Here is a 24,427-nt window from a genome sequence, read left to right as displayed (position 1 = left end):
CTCCACCTGTGTTACACCTGCGGGAAAATCAGCTCCAGTGCCTGAATTGAATCTTCCCAGTCGGCACGTTCAAAAATGCCTTGTTGCAAAAACGCCTCCAGCTGCGGCCACAGGTTAATCGCTTTGTCGAGCATCGGGTCGCTGCCTTTGGCATACGCCCCTACGCTGACCAGATCGCGGTTACGCTGGAAGCTGGAGAGGAGTTGTTTGAAATTACGCACGCGGGCGTAGTGCTTCTCGGTTATCAGCGCCGTCATTGCGCGGCTGATAGAGGCTTCAATATCAATGGCCGGATAGTGCCCGGCTTCGGCCAGACGACGCGACAGCACAATGTGACCGTCAAGGATCGCACGCGCGGAATCGGCAATCGGGTCCTGCTGGTCATCGCCCTCGGTCAGTACCGTATAGAACGCGGTAATGGAGCCGCCGCCGCTGATGCCGTTCCCTGCACGTTCTACCAAGGCTGGGAGCTTGGCGAATACCGAAGGCGGGTAGCCTTTAGTCGCCGGAGGCTCACCAATAGCCAGCGCGATTTCACGCTGTGCCATCGCGTAACGGGTCAGGGAATCCATGATCAGCAGTACGTGCTTGCCACGGTCACGGAAATCTTCGGCGATACGGGTGGCATAGGCTGCACCCTGCATACGCAATAACGGCGAGACATCTGCCGGTGCGGCGATGACCACCGAACGGGCGCGGCCTTCCGCACCCAAAATGTTTTCGATAAAGTCTTTAACTTCACGCCCACGCTCGCCGATCAGACCCACGACGATAACATCGGCTTGAGTGTAGCGCGCCATCATGCCGAGCAGGACGGATTTCCCCACACCAGACCCGGCGAACAGGCCCATACGTTGTCCACGGCCTACAGTCAGCAGGGCGTTGATCGGACGCACGCCGGTATCGAGGACATGCTCGATTGGCGTACGCTGCAAGGGGTTGAAGGGCTGAGTGATCAGCGCGCCGGTTTCAGTGGTGTCCGGAGAAGGCAGGCCGTCAAGCGGTTTACCGCTGCCGTCCAGCACGCGACCAAGCAGGGCAGGGCCAAGCGGCAACTGTTTCCCGCTTTGCAGTCCATCACCGATAATGTTTTTAGCGTATACGCGAGCACCGGGCAGAATGCCTTCCACCTCTTCAAGCGGCATCAGAAACAGACGCTGGCCGTTAAAACCGACCACTTCGCTTTCGACTTCGCGTGTTTCCTGTCCATCCTGACGCTCAATGACGCAGGTCGCCCCCAGCGGAAGCTGCAGGCCAGTGGCCTCCAGTACCAGCCCGGTGGCGCGTGTCAGTCGCCCATAACGACGAACAGATGGCAGTTGCGCCATCTTCGTCTCAAAGTTGTCGAGCGTGGTGAGCCAGCGGGTGAGGCGTGCGGTCATCAGACGACTCCCGGTGCCGCAAGGCGACACAGTTCCTGCCAGCGGGTAGCAACGCTGGCATCCAGGTCACCTTCATCGGCAGAGACTTTGCAGCCGCCGTGATGTAACGACGGGTCGCCGCGCAGACGCCAGCCGTGCAGGTTTAGCGTCGCCCCCAGGCTCTCTTCCACGCGCTGCAGGTCGTCCGGGTGAACGCGCAACTGCGGCTTACCGCTGAACAGCGGCTCTTGTTGCAGTAGCCCCTGAATTTGTTTGATCAGCGCAGTGTTATCCACCACTGGCGTCTGGCCGATAACCTGACGCGCGGCTTCCAGCGCCATCTGCATCAGTCGTGAGGCAATCACGCTGTCCAGCGCATCCAGCGTGTGCTGGAACTCGCTGACCAGCTGTTGCATGCGGGCATGGATCGGCGCTTGCTGCTGGCGCGCCTGATCAATACCGTGCTCTAACCCTTTCGCCAGTCCTTCCTGATACCCTTGCTCGTGGCCCTTCTGCCGGCCTTCGTTCAGACCGGCATTATAGCCTTGCTCGTGTGCCTGCATTTGCAGCTGAGCCAGCATCTGTGCTTGTTGCTCTTCTTCACTCAGTTCAGGCTGCTCAGCATCCGGGTCGAGCGCCTCGGGCGATACCACCGCTGGCGTGAATTCGGAGAGGGGAGGAGCCAGATCGTCCGGTGTCCAGCGCTTCCACGGCATCTCATTAGACATAGGTGTCGTCTCCGCTGCCAATCACCATCTCGCCGGTTTCCGCCAGACGACGAACAATAAGCAGGATCGCTTTCTGTTCGTTTTCCACCTGAGACAGACGTACCGGGCCACGGTTGGCAAGGTCGTCGCGCAGGATATCTGCCGCACGCTGAGACATGTTGCGCAGGAACTTCTCGCGCAGTGGCTGCTCGGCACCTTTGAGGGCGATAAGCAGCGACTCGGAGTCCACTTCCTGCAGCAGGCGCTGGATGCTGCGGTCGTCCACTTCGACCAGGTTTTCGAACAGGAACATCTCGTCGATAATTTTCTGTGCCAGCTCGCCGTCGAATTCGCGTACTGCGGTAATAACCGCCTCTTCCTGCTGGGTTTTCATCAGGTTGATGATTTCCGCCGCCGTTCTTACGCCGCCCATTTTGCTGCGCTTGAGGTTCTGGCCATCGAGCAGGTTGTTCAGTACTTCTGTCAGCTCCGCCAGTGCGGCTGGCTGCACGCCACCGAAGGTTGCGATACGCAGCATCACATCGTGACGCAGGCGCTCTTCGAACAGCGCCAGAATATCGGCCGCCTGACCACGTTTGAGGTGGACAAGGATGGTGGCAATAATCTGCGGGTGCTCGTCGCGAATAAGGTCGGCGGCACTCTGCGGTTCCATAAAGTTGAGCGTTTCGATACCGCTGGCGGTATCACGCGTTTCCAGAATATCTTCCAGCAGGCTGGAGGCACGCTCTTCGCCCAGCGCCTTGACCAGCACGGAGCGCAGGTAGTCATTGGCGTTGATGTTCAGTGCGGCAAACTGTTCGGCTTCCTGTTCAAACTCTGCCAGCACTTCGGTTAGCTGTTTATTGGAGATTTGACGCACGTTGGCCATGGCCGCACTGAGAATTTGCACTTCTCGCTGGGAGAGGTGTTTAAACACCTCTGCCGCGCGATCTTCGCCAATGGTCATCAACAGGATGACGCTTTTATCGGTGCCTGTAAGCGTATTACTCATGTTCGTTACCCATCCACTGGCGGATGACCAGCGCCACGACGCGCGGATCGTTATCTGACATTTCGCGAATGCGCTGGCTCATGACCTCAGCGCCCATGCGCTGGTTAGCACGGCGTTGCTGCAGTTGTTCATCTTTGCTGAGGCGAACTTCAACCGCTTCTTCCACTTCCTGACGCGCACTCATCTGTTCGCGAGCGGCTTTCTCGGCTTCAGCACGACGCTGGAGCTGCGGACGAACGCCTTTACGCCACAGCAGCCACGCGACAATCAGTACCAGCAGCCAGCGTCCCGCGGACATCAGCTGATCGATAAACGCCTGCTGTTGCCAGAACGGCAGTTCACCGCCGGTCTCATCCACCGCGTTGAACGGTGAGTTCACCACGTTGAGGCTATCGCCACGCTTCTCGGAGTAACCCATTGCTTCACGGGTCAGGTCTTCGATCTGCTTCATCTGCTCGGCTGTCAGCGCCAGCGGTTTGCCATTTGGAAGCGTCTTGTAGTTCACCACTACCGCAACAGAAAGACGCTGAATATCGCCCACGTTCAGTTTAGTGTGGCGAATCGTCCTATCCACTTCGTAGTTCGTGGTTTCGTTACGACTGCTGGTATGCGGACCGGCATTATTGGCCGTTGACGTCGTCTGCTGGTTATTTTGCTGACCGTTCTGCTGGTTAGCCGGAGGTGTAGAAATCGGTGCTGAGTTAGCCGGTGCGGGCTGGTTAGACAGCGCGCCCGGAACACCGCCAGGGTACGCACCACCAGACTGTTCGCTGGAGTTGATCTGGCGAGAGCGCATCACCGCCTGAGCGGCATCACCGTTCGGGCTGTACTGCTCTTCGGTCTGTTCTTTATTAGAGAAGTCGATCTGCGCGGTCACCTGCGCATGCACGTTGCTGTTACCCACGACCGGACCGAGGATCGCTTCAATACGACGCTGGAGACGGTTTTCAACATCTGCGGCATATTTCAGTTGCGCGTCATTCAGATCACGACCGGCGGTGTTGGATTGCGTCAGCAGATGACCACTCTGGTCAACCAGCGTCACGTTACCCGGCGGCAGACCGGCGACAGCGCTGGAGACGAGATGTGTCACCGCGCTAATTTGCCCTTCGTCCAGCGCGCGGCCAGGTTCGAGATTCACGGTAACGGAAGCGGAAGGTGATTTCTGTTCGCGGACAAATAAAGAAGGTTTAGGCATCGCCAGGTGCACACGGGCACTTTTCACCGGGCCTAACGTTTCAATGGTACGGGCCAGTTCGCCTTCCAGCGCACGCTGGTAGTTCACTTGCTCGCTGAACTGGCTGATACCGAATTTTTCCTGATCCAGCAGTTCAAAACCGACCGCGCCACCTTTCGGCAGCCCCTGCTGCGCCAGACGCAGACGAAGTTCATGCACCTTATCTGCCGGTACCTCAAGCGCACCCCCGTTATCGGCAAAGCGATAAGGGATGTTCATCTGGGTAAGCTGGGTGACGATGGCACCGCCATCCTGATCGGAAAGGTTACTGTAGAGCGTCCGGTAATCAGGGCTTTTCGCCCACAGGACCATCGCTACAAGGATCGCAATTGCGGCAGCGCCTGCCACGATCAACGGGATTTTAGGATTCGCGCGAAGGCGGTTCATCCACTCGAGTGATTTATTTTGTGGCGCTGTCGATGCTGTTGCACTCATTGCGCACCTCTTAAATCCTGGTGGTTTACGTTATTCGTGTAGAGAAACAAAACTGACTCCCGGGTCGGCAAACACGACAAAAGTTCCATATTGATGGCCCTGCCATTATTTGATGATTCGTGATTTTCTATGCGTCAAATAACCTGGTTTTTTCACGCTATTTACCGCCATTATCTTATTGACAAGCTGTTAGTCTTGACCGCGTAAAAAACCATCCAGGGGAGAGTCATGGCTATACAGGGTATTGAAGGGGTAATCAGTCAGTTGCAGGCAACGGCGATGACTGCCCGTAATCAGAATGTGGCAGAACAACAGCCGAGCATTAGCTTTGCAGGGCAACTGCATGCCGCTCTTGACCGTATCAGCGATACCCAGACCGCCGCACGGATCCAGGCAGAGAAGTTCACCCTCGGTGAACCGGGTGTGGCCCTGAATGATGTGATGGCCGATTTGCAAAAAGCGTCGGTGTCCCTGCAGATGGGGATCCAGGTGCGTAACAAACTGGTGTCGGCTTACCAGGAAGTGATGGGGATGCAGGTTTAAGACCTGTCGATCTTCGCTGGCAGCCTTAGCGCTTTAATGCCACAATATTTTTTTCTTCGAATGCAGGAAAGGTGATGAAAAAAATAGCAATTGCTGGTGTGCTGCTGGCACTGACCGGGTGCGTTCAGGTCGATAACTATAAAGAAGTGATCAAGCATCCTGTTCCGGCGGAACTGGCGGGATACTGGCAGTCAAAAGGGCCGCAGAGCAAAATGGTCAGCCCAGAGGCGATCGCCACGCTGGTGGTAACGGAAGAGGGCGATACGCTTGACTGCCGTCAGTGGCAGCGCGTGATTGCCGTGCCGGGTAAAATCATGCTGCGTTCAGACAGTTATTACAACGTGACCCGCAAGCTGGATATCTATCCGCTGGAACGCGATGGTTTAACGCTTGAGTACGACGGGATGGAGCTGCAGAAAGTCGACCGTCCTACGGTTGAGTGCGCTGATTACCTGAGCAAAAATCCGCTGGAGAGTAAGGCGCCTTAACCATTTTTGCCGGGTGGCGCTGACGCTTACCCGGCATTGTTTCTACAGCACTTCCTCTATTACCCAAATGCTGACGCTCCCCCCATTACAGGTAAAGGTCCCTTCGCCATCTGCCGCGGTGGTAATGGTTTCTTCGCGATTGCCGAGGAAATCACGCCAGGTTTTATTACCGTAGTTTTCTCCAAGACAAATCACTTTCTCACCGTCGTCACCATTTGACAGCACTACCACACAGCCGGGATCGTCCTCGGTACCGCTGCGGCTGAAGGCGATACAGTTAGGATGGTCAAAAAAGAGCGTCTGCACACCGTGAGCAAAACGCTGACGAGCGAGGATCAATTCGTGGAGCTGCTCAATGACCGGCATGTCGATATGGTACATTTCACCGTCGCCCCCTGTATCGTCATAACTGGCACCGAAGAGATCGGGATAAAAGACGCTCGGCACACCATTTTCCCGTAGCAGGATCAACGCATAAGCCAGGGGTTTAAACCAAGGTTCGACCGGTGCTTCCAGGGCCTGTAAAGGTTGGGTGTCATGGTTAGCCACAAGGGTTACCGCATGAAACGGATCGGCTTCCACCAGCGTACCGGTGAAGATTTGGCTCATGTCGTAATCCCGTCCCTGACGTGACGCTTCGTGGAATTTCATTTGCAAGGGGGCGTCAAACAGCATCGTTTTACCCTCGACCTGGTCAATATAGGCCTGGAGCTTATCCACTTCGTGGGACCAGTATTCCGCCACGATAAACAGTGGCTGCTCCGCGACTTCCTGTACGTGTTCAATCCACTCTTTGTAAAACCAGGCGGGAATATGTTTAACGGCGTCCAGACGAAAACCGTCGCAGCGCGTCTGTTCCATGACCCAGCGGGCCCAGTATTTGATCTCTTCGGTGACGGCGTGATTGCGAAAGTCGATATTTTCGCCCATCAGATAATCGAAATTACCCATTTCATCATCAACCTGATCGTTCCAGCCTTCGCCGGTGTAGTCGTTGACGATTTTAAAGATGCCGTCTTCAGCGGGGTTTTCAATATGGTCGACGCCGCTGAAACATTTGTAATCCCAGATAAACTGCGAATATTGCCCAGCGCGGACAGGGAAGGTGTAGCGGGTCCAGGCTTCACACTCGATGACCTCGTCATCAATTTGCGTGCGGTCCTGTTCGTTAACGCGTTGAACGCGGACAGACTCTTTCTCATCTGCCCCCATTTTGTGATTCACCACCACATCCAGCAGCACGGCAATGTCGTTGCTTTTTAGCGCGTCAATGGCTTCCAGCAACTGAGCTTTGTTGCCGTATTTGGTGGCGATGCTGCCTTTCTGGTCAAACTCACCGAGATCGAACAAGTCGTAAGAATCATACCCAACCGAATACCCACCAGACGCGCCTTTATAAGCGGGTGGCAGCCAGATCATATTGATGCCGATTTCGTTAAGATTGGGGGCTAATGCCGTGACCTCTCGCCACAATTCACCGCCAGCAGGGTAGTACCAGTGAAAACATTGTAACAGGGTGGGGTTTTTCATCGTCCGTGCTCCAGAAGCCGTTTGGCTGACTTCTGGAGTATGGATGAAGAAATCATAATTGTGTGTCGCGGGTCAAACTTTCTGGATAAAGAATATTCCCTGACAGCTTTCCATAGGTAGATGTAATGGATTGCTGTTTACCGGTTTGATCAATGAGACTGCGCAGCTCGTCCATCCGGACTTTCAGCAGCGACTTTAGCGTATTCTCATTCTCAAGGATCATTTCCAGCAGCGCACGCGCTTGCTCAACCTGAGCCGGAGGGCATGACATGATGGGCGTTTGCGAAATCTTTTCCACCAGTTGAACGTAATGCATTTCCTGCTCGATAAGCGCATCCCATTGACCAGAATGTGCGAGATTTAGCATAGCAATGCTCTGAGCATGTAACGCTTGCCAGTGGCTAAGCGCTGCGCTGGGATTATTCATTAAAATTATCCTGAAATAGAGGACGCATTGGGGCCAATTTGCTTCCACGCATCCGCAATGTTGTTTAATAAACCCTCGACTTCAACAATTGCGTCTACGTCGTTACTGACATTCGCCAGTAACAAACGTCGAACCATATATTCGTACAAGGAGGCAAGATTACCGGACAACTCGCTCTCAACCTCCATGTTCAGTCCTGCTTTTAAACCATTGTCGATGATGTTGATGGCTTTAGATAAAGCCTCACCTTTTTCACGAATTTGCCCGGCTTCCATGAACAAACGCGCGCGGACGAGGGCGCTATGCGCCCCGTCAAACAGCATGACAATCAGTTGGTGTGGACTGGCATTCATGACTGCACTTTCTACACCTATCTGTTGATAGGATTGAACACCAGAGGTCTTATACATATCCACTCCTAAATGCTACGACTACTTTTGTGAGAACTGTTGTGTCAGGTAGTTGGCCGTACTGGTCATTTTGGTGACTAATACGTCCAGGCTGGTGAACTGCGTTTTGTAACGCGCCATGGTGGCATCAATAGTGGCTTCCATCGCATCGTAGCGTTCACCCAGCGTTTTCAGCGTTTTATTGATCCCGTCTTTTGCGTTCTGGATCACACCTGCGCTACCGGTGCTGGTGCTGAGCATGGTATCCAGCGTCTTACTCATCCGGGTGGCCATACCGGTTGTTTTCCCGTCGCCCACAAAGTACTGCTGTACGGCGGTAGGGTTGTCGGTGAGCGCTTTTTTCAGTTTATCGGTATCAATTTTCAGGTTACCGACTGTTCCGTCAGACCCTTTTACTGGATCCTGGGTAATTCCCAGTTGAGCCATGATCTGAACAGAGCCGCTCTGCACTTCAGTCAGCAGACCGCGCAGCTGAGACTGAATACCACGCACATTCGCGTCGCCAACGAGCGCACCGTTACTGGTGGACTGGCTTCCTGAACCTGCGTCAACAGGAACATATTTCGTCAGGCTGTTAATGGTGGACTGCAGCGAGTTATATGCGGTTACCCAGTCAGAGATGGCTTTCTGGTTAGCATCTGTTGCGCGACTCACCTCAAGTGTTTCATCGGCCTTGCTTTCTGCCTTCAGCGAGAAGGTCACACCTGGCAGCGCATCGGTGATGGTATTCGACTGGCGCTCAATCGAAATGTTGTTCACCACCACAATGGCGTTTTGTGCTTCGGTGTTTACCGTCAGTGCGCCCGTTTTAGTGGTCGAATCGTAGCCAATTGCGCTTTGCAGTTTGTCATCGCCGGTGACGCTAATCGTCATCGCCCCATCCGTACCGGTGGTTTTCGATGACAGCATCAGGCGGTAATCACCTTCTTTCGCTTTGATCACGCTGGCGGTGACGTTGCCGTTCGCTTTATTAATGGCGCTCGCGATCCCTGCCAGAGAGGTATCGCCATCCGCCAGGTTCACCTCTAAAGGTGTCTTCGTACCCGGCTGGGTGATAGTGATTTTACGTGTCGTACCTGTCGTATCGCCCAGCAGGTCCGTGTTGTTTGTATAGGAGCCTGTGGTGAGAGCCTGTGCCTTCGCGACCTGGTTGACGTTGACAACAAAAGAACCCACGGATGCGTCAGCGGTCGTTGTGGCTGTAAAGGCCGTGTTCGTGCTGCTAACAGACGTGGAGTTCCAGGTGGTTGCTTTACCCAGCGCAGCGGTGGCAGTCTGCAGCGATGTCATGGCGCTCTGCAGTTTGCCGTAAGCGCTTAACTGTGCGTTATACGTTGATTGCTGGGAAGTAATCGTCGTCAGCTTGGTTCTTTCTGCTGCATCCAACTGATTATATAAATCCCCGAGTCCTGCAGAACCTATCCCGAGGTTACTGATAGTAGCCATGCATATTTTCCTTAAAATACGAAAGTAGTTCAGGACTCTTATCGGCCTCTTAACGTAAAAGTTTACGATGGTGAGAAAAAAATAATCCAAAGAATAGACAGGTCCCGGTGGGGTAAATGAAAGGATTGCACTTTAGGGTAATTTTCAGCGCGCTGAAAACACATTGAATAGTGTGTCTATTCTTTGCGCTAAAAAGCCGTAAATAATAAGTCGATAGTGAACCTTAATTGCTTTTTTAAAAATAAACACCTTAAAAATCATCTGCTTATAATTTTTTCAAAATTGATTCTAAAGTCTTTTGGGGACCCGTCGATAACCTTGTTGACGGTGAGAGACGCTGTGAGTGTTAGGCACCGGACCTAAAACCCAATTTTTGAAGGAAAGAAAATTATGGCAGTTATCAATACTAACCTGTTGTCCCTGACCACTCAGAACAACCTGAACAAATCTCAGTCTTCTCTGGGCACTGCTATTGAGCGTCTGTCTTCAGGTCTGCGTATCAACAGCGCGAAAGACGATGCCGCTGGCCAGGCGATTGCAAACCGTATGACCGCTCAGATCAAAGGTATGACTCAGGCAGCACGTAACGCCAACGACGGTATCTCCATGGCGCAGACTGCTGAAGGTTCTCTGAACGAAATCAACAACAACTTGCAGCGTGTTCGTGAGCTGGCTGTTCAGGCAAGCAACGGTACTAACAGCGCGTCTGACCTGGCATCTCTGCAGGATGAAGTTACCGCTCGTCTGGCTGAAATCGACCGCGTTGCGGGCAAAACTGACTTCAACGGCATCAAACTGCTGGACGGCACTGCAGGTACTGCTGGTGTGGTTAAAATTCAGGTTGGCGTTAACGACGGCGACACCATCAACCTGGATCTGAGCGGCGCTAAAGCTGACTCTACTACTCTGGGCGTGAACGCTATCGACCTGAAAGCAATGACCGCTACCGACCTGAACACCATCGACAAAGCTATCGCTACTGTTGATAAAGCACGTTCTGGTCTGGGTGCTGTGCAGAACCGTTTCACTTCTGCAATCAACAACCTGAACAACACCTCTAACAACCTGTCTGCTGCTCAGTCCCGTATCCAGGACGCTGACTACGCAACTGAAGTTTCCAACATGTCCCGCGCGCAGATCCTGCAGCAGGCTGGTACTTCTGTTCTGTCTCAGGCAAACCAGGTTCCACAGACTGTTCTGTCTCTGCTGCGTTAATTTTACGCGTGAAACCCCGCTTCGGCGGGGTTTTTTTGTCTCTGAATTTTGAGGACCCGCCTGTGAAACAGATCGTTATTACCCAGCCTAAACTGGTCGCAGATTTTTCCTGTGTCGGTGGGGAATGCCGTGAACATTGTTGTCAGGGCTGGACCATCGCGTTTGATAAATCCTCCGTTAACCGCTATCTGAACAGTAAAAATGCGGCTATTCGCCAGACAGCGAAAACGGCGATAAAAGTCACTAAAAAGCAGTATGGCAACTGGGGTGAAGTGATTTTCCATACGGAAAGTAAAAACTGCCCGTTTATGGATACGGAAAAGCTCTGCTCTATTCATAGCGCCATGGGTGCCCAGGCCTTAAGCCCAACCTGTTCGTCATTTCCACGGACAAGCCGGGTCTATAAAAATGAAATCGAAAAATCGCTCAATCTCTCGTGTCCGGAAGTTACCCGACTTCTGTTGAACGACCGGGAGTCTATGTCGATGATGGAATCTATCAGCGTCCAGCAGGACGCCAATAATGCGCCGATGATGGATTTGAAGGCCAAGGTCATCAATCTTTTCTGCCAGAATTTATTCAGCGTTGACGGTGTCAGCGTTGAAGAACAAGTTTACGCCGTGGTGAAATTCCTGATGGTGGCTGAAAAGCTAGAGAATCTATCCGAGAATATCAGCACCCTCGAAACAGTTTATTTCTCACTGGTTAACGAACTGGTGAGCGGTAAAATCAGGACAGAATTAGACGGATTTAATCAGAACTATAACCTGAAATTCGCGTTAATCTCACTTATCCAGAGCTACTTTACGAAGAAAGCGACAGCACGCGGCGGTGAGGTATTAAACCGTTATTTTACCCAGCTGTATCAACAGTTTGAATCTGTCGGTGACACTGTTCCGGCAGAAAAGGTCATGGAAAACATCGAGTCCGTCTGGCGCGATGTGGCGGGCAGTTACCTGGCGGTCAATGACCATTTATTTAAGAACTTTTTTAAATACAAACTCTGGGAGCAAGGGTTCCCACAGAACAATGGCCGCAGCATGTTGAATAATCTTTATTTAATTGTCGCGGAGTTCTATTTTCTTAAAGCGCTGCTTGCTGGTCAGGCTATCGTGGCGGGGAAAATTGAACAAGATAATATTATTGATGTTATTTACAGCTTCCACTCGCTTAGCCAGCATAATCAGGAAGCGGGAAAGCTCTTTCATCAACATATAGATAGCGTCAAACTGGGTGACGATCTTTCATTGTTACAACTGTTAATTTAGGTAGAAAAGTTGCCCCTGCTGTGGGCAACCTCAGAATAACCTCACTTTATCCCCCTTTTTCATCCAATTGAACGCCCTGCAGAATCGGATAATCATGCCGATAACTCAACTAACGCAGGGCTGTTTATCGTGAATTCACTCTATACCGCTGAAGGTGTAATGGATAAACACTCGCTGTGGCAGCGTTATGTCCCGCTGGTGCGCCACGAAGCATTGCGCCTCCAGGTGCGCTTGCCGGCGAGCGTGGAACTGGACGATCTGCTACAGGCGGGCGGTATCGGGTTATTGAATGCAGTTGACCGATACGACGCTCTGCAAGGAACGGCATTTACGACTTACGCAGTTCAGCGTATTCGTGGTGCGATGCTGGACGAACTGCGCAGCCGCGACTGGGTGCCGCGCAGTGTTCGCCGTAACGCCCGCGAAGTGGCGCATGCGATAGGGCAGCTGGAACAGGAACTGGGACGTAACGCAACGGAAACTGAAGTGGCGGAACGTCTTGGCATTGCTGTTGAAGAGTATCGTCAGATGTTGCTCGATACCAACAATAGCCAACTCTTCTCTTATGACGAGTGGCGCGAAGAGCATGGCGATAGCATCGAGCTGGTGACGGATGAGCATCAGCAAGAAAACCCGTTACACCATTTAATGGAAGGCAATTTACGCCAGCGCGTAATGGAAGCGATTGAAGCTTTACCGGAACGTGAACAGCTGGTGTTGACCCTTTATTACCAGGAAGAGCTAAACCTCAAAGAGATTGGCGCTGTTCTGGAGGTGGGAGAATCGCGGGTGAGCCAGTTGCACAGCCAGGCCATTAAACGCTTACGAACAAAGCTGGGTAAGTTATAGGTGATTAATTCACCTGGGAAATGCCGCACAACGTATTGACAACCAGGAGTTATCATGACGGTGCAGCAATCTAAAAGACGGCCTTTAAGCCGCTACCTGAAAGACTTTAAACACAGCCAGACGCATTGCGCCCACTGTAACAAGTTACTCGATCGTATCACGCTGGTTCGTCGTGGCGAAATCGTCAATAAGATTGCGATTTCTCGTCTCGACACGTTGATGGATGAATCAGCATGGCTCGAAGAACAGAAAGAGTGGGTGGCGCTTTGCCGTTTCTGCGGTGATCTCCACTGCAAAGAGCAAAGCGACTTCTTCGATATTATCGGCTTCAAACAATTCCTGTTTGAACAAACGGAGATGAGCCACGGGACCGTTCGCGAATATGTCGTTCGCCTGCGTCGCCTTGGGCAACATCTGACCGTAAACAACATTTCCCGCGATCTGCTGAAGACCGGTTATCTGGATGAAAATCTGGAGCCGTGGCTGCCTGCAACCAGCACCAACAATTACCGTATTGCGCTGCGCAAGTATGCTCAGTACAAGGTGCAAATGCCGGGTGTTATGAAGCAGAAAGCGCTCGCCGGAACAACTTCTGATATATATTAAAAAAGAATAAGATGTAGCGCAGTCGCCTTTGACGTTGCAGGCGATTTCTCTACACTACGTAAAAATTCCACTATATCGGGGTATTTATGAAATTTGCACTTCTGGGTCGTCAGGCGCTGATGGGAGTCATGGCTGTCGCGCTGGTTGCGGGAATGAGCGTAAAAACGTTCGCCGCAGAAAACCTGCTGAATAAAGTGAAAGAGCGCGGCACGCTGCTGGTTGGGCTGGAAGGAACGTATCCTCCGTTCAGCTTCCAGGGTGATGACGGTAAATTGACCGGTTTTGAAGTGGAGTTTGCAGAAGAACTGGCGAAGCACCTTGGCGTTAAAGCGTCCCTGAAACCGACCAAATGGGACGGTATGCTGGCGTCGCTGGATTCCAAACGTATTGATGTGGTGATTAACCAGGTGACCATTTCTGACGAGCGTAAGAAGAAGTATGACTTCTCCACGCCGTACACCGTGTCCGGTATTCAGGCGCTGGTGAAGAAAGGCAACGAAGGTACCATCAAAACGGCTGCAGACCTGAAAGGTAAGAAAGTCGGTGTAGGTCTGGGAACCAACTACGAAGAGTGGTTGCGCCAGAACGTTCAGGGCGTGGATATCCGCACCTATGATGATGACCCGACGAAATACCAGGACCTGCGCGTGGGCCGTATTGACGCGATTCTGGTTGACCGCCTGGCGGCGCTGGATCTGGTGAAGAAAACCAATAATACCCTGGCAGTAGCGGGTGATGCGTTCTCTCGTCAGGAGTCAGGTGTGGCCGTTCGTAAAGGCAACGAAGACCTGGTAAAAGCCATTGATACCGCGATTGCTGATATGCAGAAAGACGGAAGTCTGAAAGCACTCTCTGAGAAGTGGTTCGGGGCAGACGTCACGAAATAAGTTTCTGACGTTAAAAAAAGGCGCTTTTAAAAGCGCCTTTTTTATTTCTTACGCGTCTGCGTGCATAATGAAAAATATCACATTTTGTCTGAGCTACCGGAGAACCCATGTCACTACAGAATTTAACGCGCTTTCCTCGCCTGGAGTTTATCGGCGCACCGACTCCGCTGGAGTATCTGCCGCGATTTTCTGATTATTTAGGACGCGATATTTTTATTAAGCGTGATGACGTGACGCCGATGGCAATGGGAGGCAACAAGCTACGCAAGCTGGAGTTTCTGGCGGCTGATGCGCTGCGCGAAGGAGCGGATACGCTTATCACCGCCGGTGCCATTCAGTCTAACCACGTTCGTCAGACGGCGGCTGTGGCAGCAAAACTCGGGCTTCACTGCGTGGCCTTGCTGGAGAACCCGATTGGGACGCGGGCAGAAAACTATCTGACCAACGGTAACCGTCTGCTGTTAGATCTCTTTAATGTGCAGGTTGAGATGGTGGATGCCCTGAACGACCCGACCGCACAGCTTGATGAACTGGCAACACGTCTGGAAGCGCAGGGTTTTCGTCCTTACGTTATTCCTGTCGGTGGCTCGAATGCGCTGGGCGCGCTGGGGTATGTGGAAAGCGCGCTGGAAATTGCTCAGCAGTGCGAGGGTGCGGTTAACCTCTCTTCTGTGGTGGTGGCCTCAGGAAGTGCGGGCACGCATGCCGGGCTGGCGGTGGGGCTGGAGCAGTTGTTGCCCGATGCTGAGCTGATTGGCGTGACGGTCTCTCGTAGCGTTGCGGATCAGAAACCGAAAGTGGTCACCTTGCAGCAGGCGGTGGCAGAGCAACTGGAGCTCAAGGCAAAGGCCGATATTGTGCTCTGGGATGACTACTTTGCGCCGGGTTACGGCACACCTAACGAAGAGGGCATGGAAGCGGTTAAGCTGCTGGCTCGCCTTGAGGGTATTTTGCTTGATCCGGTCTATACCGGTAAAGCGATGGCCGGGCTTATTGATGGCATTGCACAGAAACGCTTTAAGGATGAAGGGCCAATTTTATTTGTCCATACAGGTGGGGCACCTGCGCTGTTTGCCTACCATCCTCATGTCTAAATATCAGGTCGAAAAATAATAATGCAAGAAAGTATTCAACTGGTTATTGATTCGCTGCCGTATCTGCTAAAAGGTGCGGTATTTACGTTACAACTCAGTATTGGCGGGATGTTCTTTGGGCTGGTGCTGGGCTTTGTGCTGGCCTTAATGCGCATGTCGCCGGTTTTACCGGTGCGTTGGCTGGCGCGTTTTTATATTTCTGTGTTTCGCGGTACGCCACTTATCGCTCAGCTCTTTATGATTTACTACGGTTTACCGCAGTTTGGTATTGAACTGGATCCGATCCCGGCGGCAATGATTGGCCTGTCGCTCAATACAGCGGCGTACACCTCAGAAACGCTGCGTGCGGCCATCTCATCCATTGACAAAGGACAGTGGGAAGCGGCCGCCAGTATCGGTATGACACCCTGGCAGACACTTCGCCGGGCAATTCTGCCGCAGGCTGCCAGAGTAGCGCTTCCGCCACTCAGCAATAGTTTCATCAGTCTGGTGAAAGATACTTCTCTGGCGGCGACGATTCAGGTGCCTGAGCTGTTCCGCCAGGCGCAGCTCATTACCTCGCGTACGCTGGAAGTCTTCACGATGTATCTGGCGGCCTCGCTGATTTACTGGGTGATGGCGACGGTGCTGTCCGCCCTGCAAAACTACTTCGAAAACCAGCTTAACCGCCAGGAGCGTGATCCAAAATGAGTGCTATCGACGTCAAAAACCTGGTGAAAAAATTCCACGGTCAAACGGTGCTCCACGGGATTGATCTTGAAGTTGAACAGGGTGAAGTGGTGGCAATTATTGGTCCTAGTGGGTCGGGAAAGACGACACTGCTGCGCAGTATTAACCTGCTCGAACAGCCGGAAGGCGGAACCATCCGTGTCGGTGAGATAACCATTGATACTGGTAAATCCATCAGTCAGCAGAAAGGGTTGATTCGCCGTTTGCGCCAGCATGTTGGTTTCGTTTTCCAGAACTTCAATCTTTTCCCGCACCGCACGGTGCTGGAGAACATTATTGAAGGGCCGGTAATTGTCAAAGGGGAATCAAAAGAGGACGCAACGGTTCGTGCGCGTGAACTGCTTGCCAAAGTCGGGCTGGCGGGGAAAGAGACAAGCTACCCGCGCCGTTTGTCAGGGGGGCAACAGCAGCGCGTGGCAATCGCGCGTGCGCTGGCCATGCGTCCTGACGTGATTCTGTTTGATGAGCCCACCTCTGCACTCGACCCAGAGCTGGTGGGGGAGGTGTTGAACACAATCCGTCAGTTGGCCCAGGAAAAACGTACGATGGTGATCGTGACCCATGAAATGAGCTTTGCCCGCGATGTTGCCGACAGAGCCATCTTCATGGATCAAGGACGAATTGTGGAGCAGGGGCCGGCGAAAAACCTGTTTGCTAACCCTCAGCAGCCGCGAACTCGCCAGTTCCTTGAAAAATTCCTCATGCAGTAGCATTTTTGCACTAATTTGCTCCAGGAATTTAGCCTGGAGCAAATTATTCTCCTTCATCGCCTTATCCCATGTTTTTTTATTCCATCCAGCTCGGATAAACCTTATCAATAGTAAAGTTAATTGTGCTATTGCCGATATTTTGTAGTTAGAAATAAGTTTTATGTGTTAATTTATATTCACCATAATAATGATTATCTTTTCAGAGGCTTCATTTAGTAAGTATGAAGGATTCAGACTTTTTCACCTGGCGACGGGATTGCTCCCTCCGGTTTCAGGAATTGACCTGTGCCGACGAGGTATATCAGGAACTACAGAGACAAACACAGGCGCTGGAATTTGATTATTACGCACTCTGTGTGCGCCATCCCGTGCCATTTACACGTCCGAGGATTGCTGTGCATACCACTTATCCAAAGCAGTGGATGGCACAATATCAATCTGCGAACTATTTCGCGGTTGATCCAGTGTTAAAACCCGAGAATTTCATTCATGGTCATTTACCCTGGACCGATGAATTATTTGCGGATGCTCAGGAATTATGGAGTAGCGCGCAGGACCACGGTTTACGTAAAGGAATAACGCAGTGTCTGATGCTGCCGAATCACGCACTTGGTTTTCTGTCGGTTTCTCGTACTAGTATGCTGGAAATACCCTTAGCCAGCGAAGAAATAGAATTACGCTTGCAGATGTTGGTACAAATGGCCTTAACCACGCTGACCCGTTTTGAAGATGAGATGGTCATGCCGCCTGAAATGAAATTCAGCAAGCGTGAGCGTGAAATTCTGAAATGGACAGCGGAAGGGAAGACGTCAGCGGAAATAGCGATCATTCTCTCAATTTCAGAGAATACGGTTAACTTCCATCAGAAGAATATGCAGAAGAAATTCAACGCGCCAAACAAGACACAGATTGCGTGCTATGCAGCAGCAACGGGACTGATCTGATTAGATTCTGCGTTCTGCGTGACAGACGAACTAACGGCTGAATGCAGTGCATCCAGCCGTTTTTTTTACTGGCGGTAGGCTTGTTTGATTTGCTTAACGGTGTTGGCAAATACCGCTGATTCAGCCTGGTCTTCCATCTGCGCGATTTGTTTTTCCATTTTAATGATCACACGACCGGCATCAGCCTGGCCCATCGCCTGTAGCATCAGTGTTAGCAGTGCTTTCAGACAGTTTACTTCCTGTGCCAGTTCCTGGTTATTCTCCGCAGTGGCAAATTCAGGTGTGCTCATTTATTTTCCTCATTATTAAACGGCGCTAAAGCGCGACGACGAAAGTCAAGGCGGCGGAGTATACCACAAGCTGAAGCAAAAAATGCAGCGGTTGTTTTTCGTACTTTTACGTTGATGTTTAATTGCGTAAACAGAGCATGCGGGTAAAGTGAGCCACTTCGAACGGCTATTAATTGTTTATGTCCGGTTCGCTTGTCGTTAATTATTGTTACAAAAATTTGAGTGCTGTTTTCTGGTGGGGAATCTCTGCAATTTTTTTGTAACTTTTTGAATACAGATGCTTAAAAAAAGCCGCAAAGGCCCTAAGTGCACGGGCTTGCTTTCCACGGACTGTACAGGCTAATTTCCAGAAACGAGAGCGAAATCGAATAGCCAGTTTTTTAACGTTTTAATCTTGTGAGGAAAACCGTTAATATAAACCAAATTATCACTCAGTAGCGTTATCCCTATTCTGGAGACATTTCCTTTGATCAACGTCCTTCTTGTTGATGACCACGAACTGGTGCGCGCAGGGATACGACGCATTCTTGAAGATATTAAAGGTATTAAAGTTGCCGGCGAGGTGTGCTGTGGGGAAGATGCCGTAAAATGGTGTCGCACAAACTCGGCCGATGTGGTGCTGATGGATATGAACATGCCCGGTATCGGTGGGCTTGAAGCAACACGCAAAATCGCACGTACTTTCGTCGATACGAAAGTCATCATGCTGACCGTGCATACCGAAAATCCGCTGCCCGCGAAAGTGATGCAGGCAGGTGCTGCGGGTTACCTGAGTAAAGGTGCCGCGCCGCAAGAAGTTGTCAATGCTATCCGCTCTGTGTTTGCCGGACAGCGTTACATCGCTTCCGACATTGCTCAGCAGATGGCGTTGAGTCAGATCGAACCTGAGAAAAATGAATCACCGTTCGCCAGTTTGTCTGAGCGTGAATTGCAGATTATGCTGATGATAACCAAAGGTCAGAAGGTGAATGAGATCTCGGAGCAACTGAATCTCAGCCCGAAAACGGTGAACAGCTATCGTTATCGGATGTTCAGTAAACTGAACATTCATGGTGATGTCGAACTGACTCATTTGGCCATCCGACATGGTTTGTGTAATGCGGAGACGTTGTTAAGTCAGTGAGTGATGTGTTCGATTCAAAAGCGTTTCTGAAAACCGTAACCAGCCAGCCTGGCGTCTATCGCATGTATGACGCTGGCGGTACGGTTATCTATGTTGGGAAAGCAAAAGATCTTAAAAAACGTCTCTCCAGCTATTTCCGCAGCAACCTTGCCTCTCGTAAGACCGAAGCATTGGTCTCACTCATTCAGAACATTGATGTCACCGTCACGCATACCGAAACCGAAGCGCTGCTGCTTGAACACAACTATATAAAGCTCTACCAGCCGCGCTATAACGTCCTGTTGCGTGATGATAAGTCCTATCCATTTATCTTTCTCAGTGGTGATACCCATCCGCGTCTTGCTATGCACCGCGGTGCAAAACATGCGAAAGGTGAATATTTTGGGCCGTTTCCAAACGGCTATGCCGTTCGCGAGACGCTGGCGCTGCTGCAGAAAATTTTCCCGATCCGCCAGTGCGAAAATAGCGTCTACCGTAACCGATCGCGCCCGTGCCTGCAGTACCAGATTGGACGTTGTCTGGGGCCCTGTGTTGCCGGGCTGGTGAGTGAAGAAGAGTATGCCCAGCAGGTTGATTATGTGCGCCTGTTTTTGGCTGGAAAGGACGATCAGGTATTAACGCAGCTGATCGAAAGGATGGAAAAAGCCAGCGCCGCACTCGAGTTTGAAGAGGCAGCGCGGATCCGCGACCAAATCCAGGCGGTGCGCAGAGTCACTGAGAAGCAGTTTGTGTCGAACACGGGTGACGATCTTGACGTTATCGGTGTGGCCTTTGACGCCGGGATGGCCTGCGTGCATGTTCTTTTTATTCGCCAGGGCAAAGTACTTGGCAGCCGAAGTTATTTCCCGAAAGTGCCTGGCGGTACCGAACTGGGTGAAGTGGTGGAAACCTTTGTCGGCCAGTTCTATCTGCAGGGGAGCCAGATGCGCACGCTGCCATCGGAGATCCTGCTTGATTTTAATCTCGGTGATAAAACGCTGCTGGCCGATTCACTTTCTGAACTCGCTGGTCGTCGGGTTAACGTACAAACCAAACCGCGTGGCGATCGCGCGCGTTATCTGAAGCTGGCGCGAACCAACGCGGCAACTGCGCTCACAACGAAACTTTCCCAGCAGTCGACAGTCAGTCAACGTTTGACGGCCCTGGCAACGCTCCTGAAGTTGCCGGAAGTGAAACGGATGGAATGTTTTGACATCAGCCATACGATGGGTGAACAGACGGTGGCGTCCTGCGTGGTATTTGATGCAAATGGCCCACTGCGTGCCGAGTATCGCCGCTATAACATCACCGGAATAACGCCAGGTGATGATTATGCAGCCATGAACCAGGTGCTGCGCCGTCGCTATGGTAAAGCGATTGAAGAGAGCAAAATCCCGGATGTGATCCTGATTGACGGTGGGAAGGGGCAGCTCGGCCAGGCTAAAGCGGTATTTGAATCGCTTGATGTCAGTTGGGATAAAAACCATCCACTGTTGCTGGGTGTCGCAAAAGGGGCCGATCGCAAGGCTGGCCTGGAGACGCTTTTCTTCGAGCCGGAAGGTGAGGGCTTCAGCCTGCCGCCGGACTCCCCGGCGTTGCATGTCATTCAGCATATTCGCGATGAATCACACGACCATGCTATCAGCGGTCATCGCAAAAAACGGGCAAAGGTCAAAAATACCAGTACCCTGGAAACGATTGAGGGTGTGGGGCCAAAACGTCGTCAGATGCTGCTGAAATATATGGGCGGATTGCAAGGATTACTCAACGCCAGCATGGAGGAAATTGCAAAAGTGCCGGGTATTTCGCAAGGGCTGGCAGAAAAGATCTACTACTCGTTGAAACATTGAGGGCTCTGTAGCAACATAGAGCTAAATTTTACTGACAACAAACAGTTACCGTCATTATGCAATTTAATATCCCTACGTTGCTCACTCTCTTTCGTGTCGTGCTTATCCCATTCTTTGTACTGGCGTTTTACCTGCCGGTTGTCTGGGCACCTTTTGCGTGCGCATTGATCTTCCTGATCGCGGCGGTCACCGACTGGTTTGATGGCTACCTGGCTCGTCGCTGGAATCAAAGTACCCGTTTTGGTGCCTTTCTTGATCCCGTCGCTGATAAAGTGATGGTCGCTATCGCGATGGTGCTGGTGGCCGAGCACTATCATACCTGGTGGGTGACGCTGCCTGCGGCGACGATGATCGGCCGTGAAATTATTATCTCTGCACTGCGTGAGTGGATGGCCGAACTGGGTAAACGCAGTAGCGTGGCGGTCTCCTGGATCGGTAAAGTGAAAACGACCGCGCAAATGGCGGCACTGGTCTGGATGCTCTGGCGTCCGAACGCCTGGGTTGAGTGGGCGGGGATTGGTCTGCTATGGGTTGCGGCAGTGCTGACGCTGTGGTCAATGCTGCAATATTTAAACGCTGCCCGCGGGGATTTGCTTGATCAGTGATCGTTTCGCCGTAATTTTCAGCAAACGATCCGGGGATGCAAAAAATAACGTTGACTCATAACGTCATATCAGTAGAATGCAACGCATCGAACGGCGGCACAGCAAGCCGGACGATAATGAAATCAAGTGGTTAGACATTTACTTGATGACATGCGGGAATAGCTCAGTTGGTAGAGCACGACCTTGCCAAGGTCGGGGTCGCGAGTTCGAGTCTCGTTTCCCGCTCCAGATTAAAGACATGCGCAATAGCGGGTGTCAGTTTGAAAGATTTAACGGCGCGTTAGCAAAGCGGTTATGTAGCGGATTGCAAATCCGTCTAGTCCGGTTCGACTCCGGAACGCGCCTCCACTTTCTTCCCTGGCCGGATGGTGGAATCGGTAGACACAAGGGATTTAAAATCCCTCGGCGTTCGCGCTGTGTGGGTTCAAGTCCCACTCCGGCTACCATGGGAAAAGAAGAATAAAATCAATGATAAGCAGTGTCGTGTAAACCACCGAAAGGTGGTTTTTTATTGTTTATTTTTCGCCATTCTCCATTGTTTCGCCATTCAGTTTCGCCATAAGAAGAGGGCATTACTGCCTTCCGACCATCGGCACTACAGTAATTTTCCCGTTATACCCATCCTTATTGCCTGAAATTTCCTGTTTTCCATAAAGTATTCATCCGAAGCATCTGGTTGATGTGAATATTGGTAGTTGAAAAGAAACATGGAATAACAGAAGAATATACCAATGTTGCTGTAATTAAATGGATTGAGGTCCAGGGAGTGGGAGTGACTGCAATAGTTAAAAAAATCGTCATGTTGGTTGTAGTGATGAACCTGGCTGCGGGATGCGCACCGTTACATCCCTCTGGGTGCCATAAAACAACGGCAACGGGTAACTGCAGCTCAGGGCGCTGGGATGACCAGGATGAATGGGGCGCGCAAGCTCGGGCAATCAGGGCGGCCATAAATGCCAAACTTGATGAGCCACAGAACTGGAAAGGGAAAAAATGCAGGTTGCATATTGAATTCGCTGAGGATGGCACACCTTTGAACATATCAACCAGCGACGGCAATAAGGCCTACTGTGGAGCGTTAGAATCAGCAGCCCGTAAAGCTAAATTCCCGGCTTTCAACAATAAGGAAGTCTATAGAGATTTTCAAAGATCCGGCTTTGATATGCGCGGCTAGAGCCTTTGCAGTGGTTTACTGAATTTGCTCATCTGACCTCGACCAAAGCGTAACGATCGATTCCTCTGATGGGCGGTTTTTGCTGACGTACAGTGTCAGCGAGTCGTCATCGTTGTACTTCAGATTTTTTTTCGTCCCCAGTGAGTAACGGTTAAGCTCATTTGGACTAAACAGATGCTTGCTGTTGTAAAGCGTGAGTGACCAGAAACCTTTTACAGGAGGAAGTTCGCCCTTTGCGAAGGTTACCGTGTAGTCATGGGCTCCGGGAAGTTGTACGTTTGCGGCATCATTGTCGGCGTAGAAATACTGGGTTTCGTTCGGTTTGTTATCGAACATATTCGATTTGGAGGTGCCGGTTCGGTTGAAGTAGTCCACACCGAACTCGGCGTTGTTTTTCGAGCGATTTCAACCATTGCCGGCAGGCACGCCGTTATTCTTCCATTTAAAGAATTCTGTAAGAACTGTTTTATCCGTCTCGATGGCCGCTTTATCTATCCATTTGCACACCTCAGTGGGCTTATCACCAATGGCCGGAGTTTTTGAGTATTCAAAGGATTTCATTTTCCCGCCAAACTGGTTTAACGGTTAGGTCATGATTTCTTTAATTGGCCCCTGAATCGCTATACGATCTTCCGGGGTGTCATCCACCGGCACGCGCGGAATAACGTTGGCCATTTCAGTGGACGAACGGATAATCCCTGCAATCCCCTTCGGCGTTTCGCCTTTCCCGTTCGGCTCGACTAATAAATAAAATCCGGACTTGGGGCCGTACTGTTTACCTATATTACCAATACCAGTTTGATACGTGCGCGCGTCATAGAGAGCGTAAACCCAGAAACGTTCACTAAATCGGGTACCTGAATAACTATTGGTTCTTTATCTAACTCGAAGAAGCCCAGACCCTATGATACATCCCAAAGAAAAACCTTCAGGTTTTTCACCTGAAGGTTTTTCACCTGAAGGTTTCTCACCTTTCGATCTTATAATCGTTGTCGTAGAGCGTTTGGAGTTCAGTTTTTACCTGTTCGTGTTAACCGCTTTTGACGGAATATCGCAACTATCCAGATTATTAAAGTCGTGGTTAAAATCGCAGCTGTGAATAAAATCAACGTGTAGTAATCAAGAAAGTCTTCCTCCACGACAAAACCATATTTTTCTACATACCATCCATAGATCTCCAAATCGGGCGTAAAGTAGCAAAACACTGAATATAATATGAAGAGGGTTGCAAGTTCTGCATACCAGATAAGTACCTGTGATAAGGGTTTCATCAATATACCTGTATTGTGCCAAACGCCCTCAGTTGGGCTGTAACCATGACGGGTAACGAAACTTCGCGATACTGAACATCTACAGACCCCTTGATGTCTGTACCACCGTCATCTTTAAGCCAAAGGTATGCGGGTATAGCCATGCTGAAAGCTCCTTTTCAGTTAGTTTGACGTGATCGTCAGAGACTAATAAATCAGCATAACCAGACCTTCTCAAGGCATTGCGTGCTATACATG

The 24,427-nt window shown here is 51.3% G+C and carries 24 protein-coding genes, 3 tRNA genes and 3 pseudogenes; 18 read left to right on the top strand and 12 right to left on the bottom strand.

What is annotated here, in order from left to right:
- Window positions 1-11 precede the first annotated feature (11 nt).
- From fliI to fliF, 4 genes are read right to left on the bottom strand one after another with little or no spacing between them, the layout of a single operon-like run.
- On the bottom strand, window positions 12-1,382 hold the full coding sequence (fliI, locus tag HED65_RS18845; RefSeq protein WP_114979712.1) for a flagellar protein export ATPase FliI: 1,371 nt from the start codon (window positions 1,380-1,382) through the stop codon (window positions 12-14).
- A complete protein-coding gene (gene fliH / locus HED65_RS18840; RefSeq protein ID WP_114979711.1) occupies window positions 1,382-2,089 on the bottom strand; it encodes a flagellar assembly protein FliH in 708 nt (235 codons plus the stop codon). Before fliH ends, fliI begins: the two co-directional genes overlap by 1 nt.
- Window positions 2,082-3,080 (bottom strand): flagellar motor switch protein FliG, encoded by a 999-nt coding sequence (fliG, locus tag HED65_RS18835; protein WP_023312301.1) that lies wholly within the window; start codon window positions 3,078-3,080, stop codon window positions 2,082-2,084. Before fliG ends, fliH begins: the two co-directional genes overlap by 8 nt.
- Window positions 3,073-4,752, bottom strand: a complete 1,680-nt coding sequence (gene fliF / locus HED65_RS18830; protein ID WP_114979710.1) for a flagellar basal-body MS-ring/collar protein FliF — start codon at window positions 4,750-4,752, stop codon at window positions 3,073-3,075. Before fliF ends, fliG begins: the two co-directional genes overlap by 8 nt.
- A 228-nt stretch (window positions 4,753-4,980) precedes the next feature.
- Between fliF and fliE the strand changes: the two genes are divergently transcribed.
- Both fliE and yedD read left to right on the top strand, forming a co-directional pair.
- Window positions 4,981-5,295 (top strand): flagellar hook-basal body complex protein FliE, encoded by a 315-nt coding sequence (fliE, locus tag HED65_RS18825; RefSeq protein WP_114979709.1) that lies wholly within the window; start codon window positions 4,981-4,983, stop codon window positions 5,293-5,295.
- Between the two features lie 74 nt (window positions 5,296-5,369).
- Window positions 5,370-5,783: a lipoprotein YedD gene (gene yedD / locus HED65_RS18820; protein ID WP_114979708.1), complete on the top strand. Its 414-nt coding sequence runs from the start codon at window positions 5,370-5,372 to the stop codon at window positions 5,781-5,783.
- A gap of 42 nt (window positions 5,784-5,825) precedes the next feature.
- On the opposite strand, the gene amyA is transcribed toward yedD, so the two are convergent.
- Genes amyA through fliD form a run of 4 tightly spaced genes read right to left on the bottom strand, consistent with a single transcriptional unit; the run spans window position 5,826 to window position 9,596 of the window.
- Window positions 5,826-7,313: an alpha-amylase gene (amyA, locus tag HED65_RS18815; RefSeq protein ID WP_114979707.1), complete on the bottom strand. Its 1,488-nt coding sequence runs from the start codon at window positions 7,311-7,313 to the stop codon at window positions 5,826-5,828.
- A gap of 52 nt (window positions 7,314-7,365) precedes the next feature.
- Window positions 7,366-7,740 carry a flagella biosynthesis regulatory protein FliT gene (fliT, locus tag HED65_RS18810; RefSeq protein WP_114979706.1) on the bottom strand — a complete coding sequence of 125 codons (375 nt, stop codon included), beginning with the start codon at window positions 7,738-7,740 and terminating at the stop codon, window positions 7,366-7,368.
- 5 nt (window positions 7,741-7,745) lie between these two features.
- Window positions 7,746-8,150 (bottom strand): flagellar export chaperone FliS, encoded by a 405-nt coding sequence (gene fliS, locus HED65_RS18805; protein WP_023312296.1) that lies wholly within the window; start codon window positions 8,148-8,150, stop codon window positions 7,746-7,748.
- 21 nt (window positions 8,151-8,171) lie between these two features.
- Window positions 8,172-9,596 (bottom strand): flagellar filament capping protein FliD, encoded by a 1,425-nt coding sequence (gene fliD, locus HED65_RS18800; protein ID WP_114979705.1) that lies wholly within the window; start codon window positions 9,594-9,596, stop codon window positions 8,172-8,174.
- Window positions 9,597-9,986: 390 nt separating this feature from the next.
- Between fliD and HED65_RS18795 the strand changes: the two genes are divergently transcribed.
- The 9 genes from HED65_RS18795 to sdiA all read left to right on the top strand — a co-directional run bounded on the left by HED65_RS18795 (window position 9,987) and on the right by sdiA (window position 17,898).
- The gene (locus HED65_RS18795; RefSeq protein WP_023312294.1) at window positions 9,987-10,811 is read left to right on the top strand and encodes a flagellin N-terminal helical domain-containing protein; all 825 of its coding nucleotides are present in this window, start codon (window positions 9,987-9,989) and stop codon (window positions 10,809-10,811) included.
- A 62-nt stretch (window positions 10,812-10,873) separates the two neighbouring features.
- Window positions 10,874-12,079, top strand: coding sequence for a flagellin lysine-N-methylase (fliB, locus tag HED65_RS18790; RefSeq protein ID WP_114979704.1), 1,206 nt, complete (start codon window positions 10,874-10,876; stop codon window positions 12,077-12,079).
- A gap of 129 nt (window positions 12,080-12,208) precedes the next feature.
- Window positions 12,209-12,928, top strand: coding sequence for an RNA polymerase sigma factor FliA (locus tag HED65_RS18785; RefSeq protein ID WP_028019580.1), 720 nt, complete (start codon window positions 12,209-12,211; stop codon window positions 12,926-12,928).
- A gap of 54 nt (window positions 12,929-12,982) precedes the next feature.
- The gene (gene fliZ / locus HED65_RS18780; RefSeq protein ID WP_028019579.1) at window positions 12,983-13,534 is read left to right on the top strand and encodes a flagella biosynthesis regulatory protein FliZ; all 552 of its coding nucleotides are present in this window, start codon (window positions 12,983-12,985) and stop codon (window positions 13,532-13,534) included.
- A gap of 86 nt (window positions 13,535-13,620) precedes the next feature.
- Window positions 13,621-14,421 (top strand): cystine ABC transporter substrate-binding protein, encoded by an 801-nt coding sequence (gene tcyJ, locus HED65_RS18775; protein WP_028019578.1) that lies wholly within the window; start codon window positions 13,621-13,623, stop codon window positions 14,419-14,421.
- 107 nt (window positions 14,422-14,528) lie between these two features.
- Complete coding sequence (dcyD, locus tag HED65_RS18770) at window positions 14,529-15,515, top strand: D-cysteine desulfhydrase (RefSeq protein ID WP_114979703.1); 987 nt, start codon at window positions 14,529-14,531, stop codon at window positions 15,513-15,515.
- A gap of 21 nt (window positions 15,516-15,536) precedes the next feature.
- Window positions 15,537-16,205: a cystine ABC transporter permease gene (tcyL, locus tag HED65_RS18765; protein ID WP_028019576.1), complete on the top strand. Its 669-nt coding sequence runs from the start codon at window positions 15,537-15,539 to the stop codon at window positions 16,203-16,205.
- A complete protein-coding gene (tcyN, locus tag HED65_RS18760; RefSeq protein WP_114979702.1) occupies window positions 16,202-16,954 on the top strand; it encodes an L-cystine ABC transporter ATP-binding protein TcyN in 753 nt (250 codons plus the stop codon). Before tcyL ends, tcyN begins: the two co-directional genes overlap by 4 nt.
- A gap of 221 nt (window positions 16,955-17,175) precedes the next feature.
- Window positions 17,176-17,898 carry a quorum-sensing transcriptional regulator SdiA gene (gene sdiA / locus HED65_RS18755; RefSeq protein WP_114979701.1) on the top strand — a complete coding sequence of 241 codons (723 nt, stop codon included), beginning with the start codon at window positions 17,176-17,178 and terminating at the stop codon, window positions 17,896-17,898.
- Window positions 17,899-17,963: 65 nt separating this feature from the next.
- Here the strand turns inward: sdiA and HED65_RS18750 are convergent, their stop codons facing one another.
- Both HED65_RS18750 and HED65_RS23050 read right to left on the bottom strand, forming a co-directional pair.
- Window positions 17,964-18,188 carry a DUF2594 family protein gene (locus tag HED65_RS18750; protein WP_014832453.1) on the bottom strand — a complete coding sequence of 75 codons (225 nt, stop codon included), beginning with the start codon at window positions 18,186-18,188 and terminating at the stop codon, window positions 17,964-17,966.
- Window positions 18,189-18,213: 25 nt separating this feature from the next.
- A pseudogene (locus tag HED65_RS23050) lies at window positions 18,214-18,282 on the bottom strand (hypothetical protein); the annotation flags it as partial.
- Window positions 18,283-18,654: 372 nt separating this feature from the next.
- On the opposite strand from HED65_RS23050, the gene uvrY reads away from it, so the two are divergent.
- The 7 genes from uvrY to HED65_RS18715 all read left to right on the top strand — a co-directional run bounded on the left by uvrY (window position 18,655) and on the right by HED65_RS18715 (window position 22,919).
- Window positions 18,655-19,311, top strand: a complete 657-nt coding sequence (gene uvrY, locus HED65_RS18745; protein ID WP_023330806.1) for a UvrY/SirA/GacA family response regulator transcription factor — start codon at window positions 18,655-18,657, stop codon at window positions 19,309-19,311.
- On the top strand, window positions 19,308-21,140 hold the full coding sequence (uvrC, locus tag HED65_RS18740; protein WP_028019573.1) for an excinuclease ABC subunit UvrC: 1,833 nt from the start codon (window positions 19,308-19,310) through the stop codon (window positions 21,138-21,140). The genes uvrY and uvrC overlap by 4 nt, the downstream gene beginning before the upstream one ends.
- A 56-nt stretch (window positions 21,141-21,196) precedes the next feature.
- Window positions 21,197-21,745 (top strand): CDP-diacylglycerol--glycerol-3-phosphate 3-phosphatidyltransferase, encoded by a 549-nt coding sequence (pgsA, locus tag HED65_RS18735; RefSeq protein ID WP_028019572.1) that lies wholly within the window; start codon window positions 21,197-21,199, stop codon window positions 21,743-21,745.
- Window positions 21,746-21,897: 152 nt separating this feature from the next.
- Window positions 21,898-21,973, top strand: a tRNA-Gly gene (locus tag HED65_RS18730).
- Window positions 21,974-22,019: 46 nt separating this feature from the next.
- Window positions 22,020-22,093, top strand: a tRNA-Cys gene (locus HED65_RS18725).
- An 11-nt stretch (window positions 22,094-22,104) separates the two neighbouring features.
- Window positions 22,105-22,191 (top strand) — tRNA-Leu (locus tag HED65_RS18720).
- Between the two features lie 353 nt (window positions 22,192-22,544).
- Window positions 22,545-22,919, top strand: coding sequence for a cell envelope integrity TolA C-terminal domain-containing protein (locus HED65_RS18715; RefSeq protein ID WP_114979750.1), 375 nt, complete (start codon window positions 22,545-22,547; stop codon window positions 22,917-22,919).
- Between the two features lie 15 nt (window positions 22,920-22,934).
- Here the strand turns inward: HED65_RS18715 and HED65_RS22945 are convergent.
- Both HED65_RS22945 and HED65_RS22750 read right to left on the bottom strand, forming a co-directional pair.
- Window positions 22,935-23,821, bottom strand: a pseudogene (locus HED65_RS22945) (DUF1214 domain-containing protein); the annotation flags it as partial.
- A gap of 413 nt (window positions 23,822-24,234) precedes the next feature.
- A pseudogene (locus tag HED65_RS22750) lies at window positions 24,235-24,333 on the bottom strand (type VI secretion system tube protein Hcp); the annotation flags it as partial.
- Between the last annotated feature and the right edge of the window lie 94 nt (window positions 24,334-24,427).

Origin of the sequence: Pantoea sp. LS15, assembly GCF_012241585.1 — a bacterium.
In the GTDB taxonomy this organism is placed as follows: Bacteria; Pseudomonadota; Gammaproteobacteria; order Enterobacterales; family Enterobacteriaceae; genus Enterobacter.
Note: the sequence above shows the minus strand (reverse complement) of the source record. Positions and strands in the feature narration are given on the sequence as shown.

What these genes read in the sequence shown, in the direction of transcription:
- fliS (WP_023312296.1), bottom strand. Translation starts at nt 8,150, where the DNA reads ATGTATAAGACCTCTGGTGTTCAATCCTATCAACAGATAGGTGTAGAA.
- dcyD (WP_114979703.1), top strand. Translation starts at nt 14,529, where the DNA reads ATGTCACTACAGAATTTAACGCGCTTTCCTCGCCTGGAGTTTATCGGC.
- pgsA (WP_028019572.1), top strand. Translation starts at nt 21,197, where the DNA reads ATGCAATTTAATATCCCTACGTTGCTCACTCTCTTTCGTGTCGTGCTT.
- sdiA (WP_114979701.1), top strand. Translation starts at nt 17,176, where the DNA reads ATGAAGGATTCAGACTTTTTCACCTGGCGACGGGATTGCTCCCTCCGG.
- HED65_RS18715 (WP_114979750.1), top strand. Translation starts at nt 22,545, where the DNA reads ATGTTGGTTGTAGTGATGAACCTGGCTGCGGGATGCGCACCGTTACAT.
- fliD (WP_114979705.1), bottom strand. Translation starts at nt 9,596, where the DNA reads ATGGCTACTATCAGTAACCTCGGGATAGGTTCTGCAGGACTCGGGGAT.
- tcyL (WP_028019576.1), top strand. Translation starts at nt 15,537, where the DNA reads ATGCAAGAAAGTATTCAACTGGTTATTGATTCGCTGCCGTATCTGCTA.
- fliF (WP_114979710.1), bottom strand. Translation starts at nt 4,752, where the DNA reads ATGAGTGCAACAGCATCGACAGCGCCACAAAATAAATCACTCGAGTGG.
- fliT (WP_114979706.1), bottom strand. Translation starts at nt 7,740, where the DNA reads ATGAATAATCCCAGCGCAGCGCTTAGCCACTGGCAAGCGTTACATGCT.
- fliI (WP_114979712.1), bottom strand. Translation starts at nt 1,382, where the DNA reads ATGACCGCACGCCTCACCCGCTGGCTCACCACGCTCGACAACTTTGAG.
- amyA (WP_114979707.1), bottom strand. Translation starts at nt 7,313, where the DNA reads ATGAAAAACCCCACCCTGTTACAATGTTTTCACTGGTACTACCCTGCT.
- tcyN (WP_114979702.1), top strand. Translation starts at nt 16,202, where the DNA reads ATGAGTGCTATCGACGTCAAAAACCTGGTGAAAAAATTCCACGGTCAA.
- HED65_RS18795 (WP_023312294.1), top strand. Translation starts at nt 9,987, where the DNA reads ATGGCAGTTATCAATACTAACCTGTTGTCCCTGACCACTCAGAACAAC.
- fliE (WP_114979709.1), top strand. Translation starts at nt 4,981, where the DNA reads ATGGCTATACAGGGTATTGAAGGGGTAATCAGTCAGTTGCAGGCAACG.
- fliH (WP_114979711.1), bottom strand. Translation starts at nt 2,089, where the DNA reads ATGTCTAATGAGATGCCGTGGAAGCGCTGGACACCGGACGATCTGGCT.
- fliG (WP_023312301.1), bottom strand. Translation starts at nt 3,080, where the DNA reads ATGAGTAATACGCTTACAGGCACCGATAAAAGCGTCATCCTGTTGATG.
- tcyJ (WP_028019578.1), top strand. Translation starts at nt 13,621, where the DNA reads ATGAAATTTGCACTTCTGGGTCGTCAGGCGCTGATGGGAGTCATGGCT.
- HED65_RS18750 (WP_014832453.1), bottom strand. Translation starts at nt 18,188, where the DNA reads ATGAGCACACCTGAATTTGCCACTGCGGAGAATAACCAGGAACTGGCA.
- fliZ (WP_028019579.1), top strand. Translation starts at nt 12,983, where the DNA reads ATGACGGTGCAGCAATCTAAAAGACGGCCTTTAAGCCGCTACCTGAAA.
- yedD (WP_114979708.1), top strand. Translation starts at nt 5,370, where the DNA reads ATGAAAAAAATAGCAATTGCTGGTGTGCTGCTGGCACTGACCGGGTGC.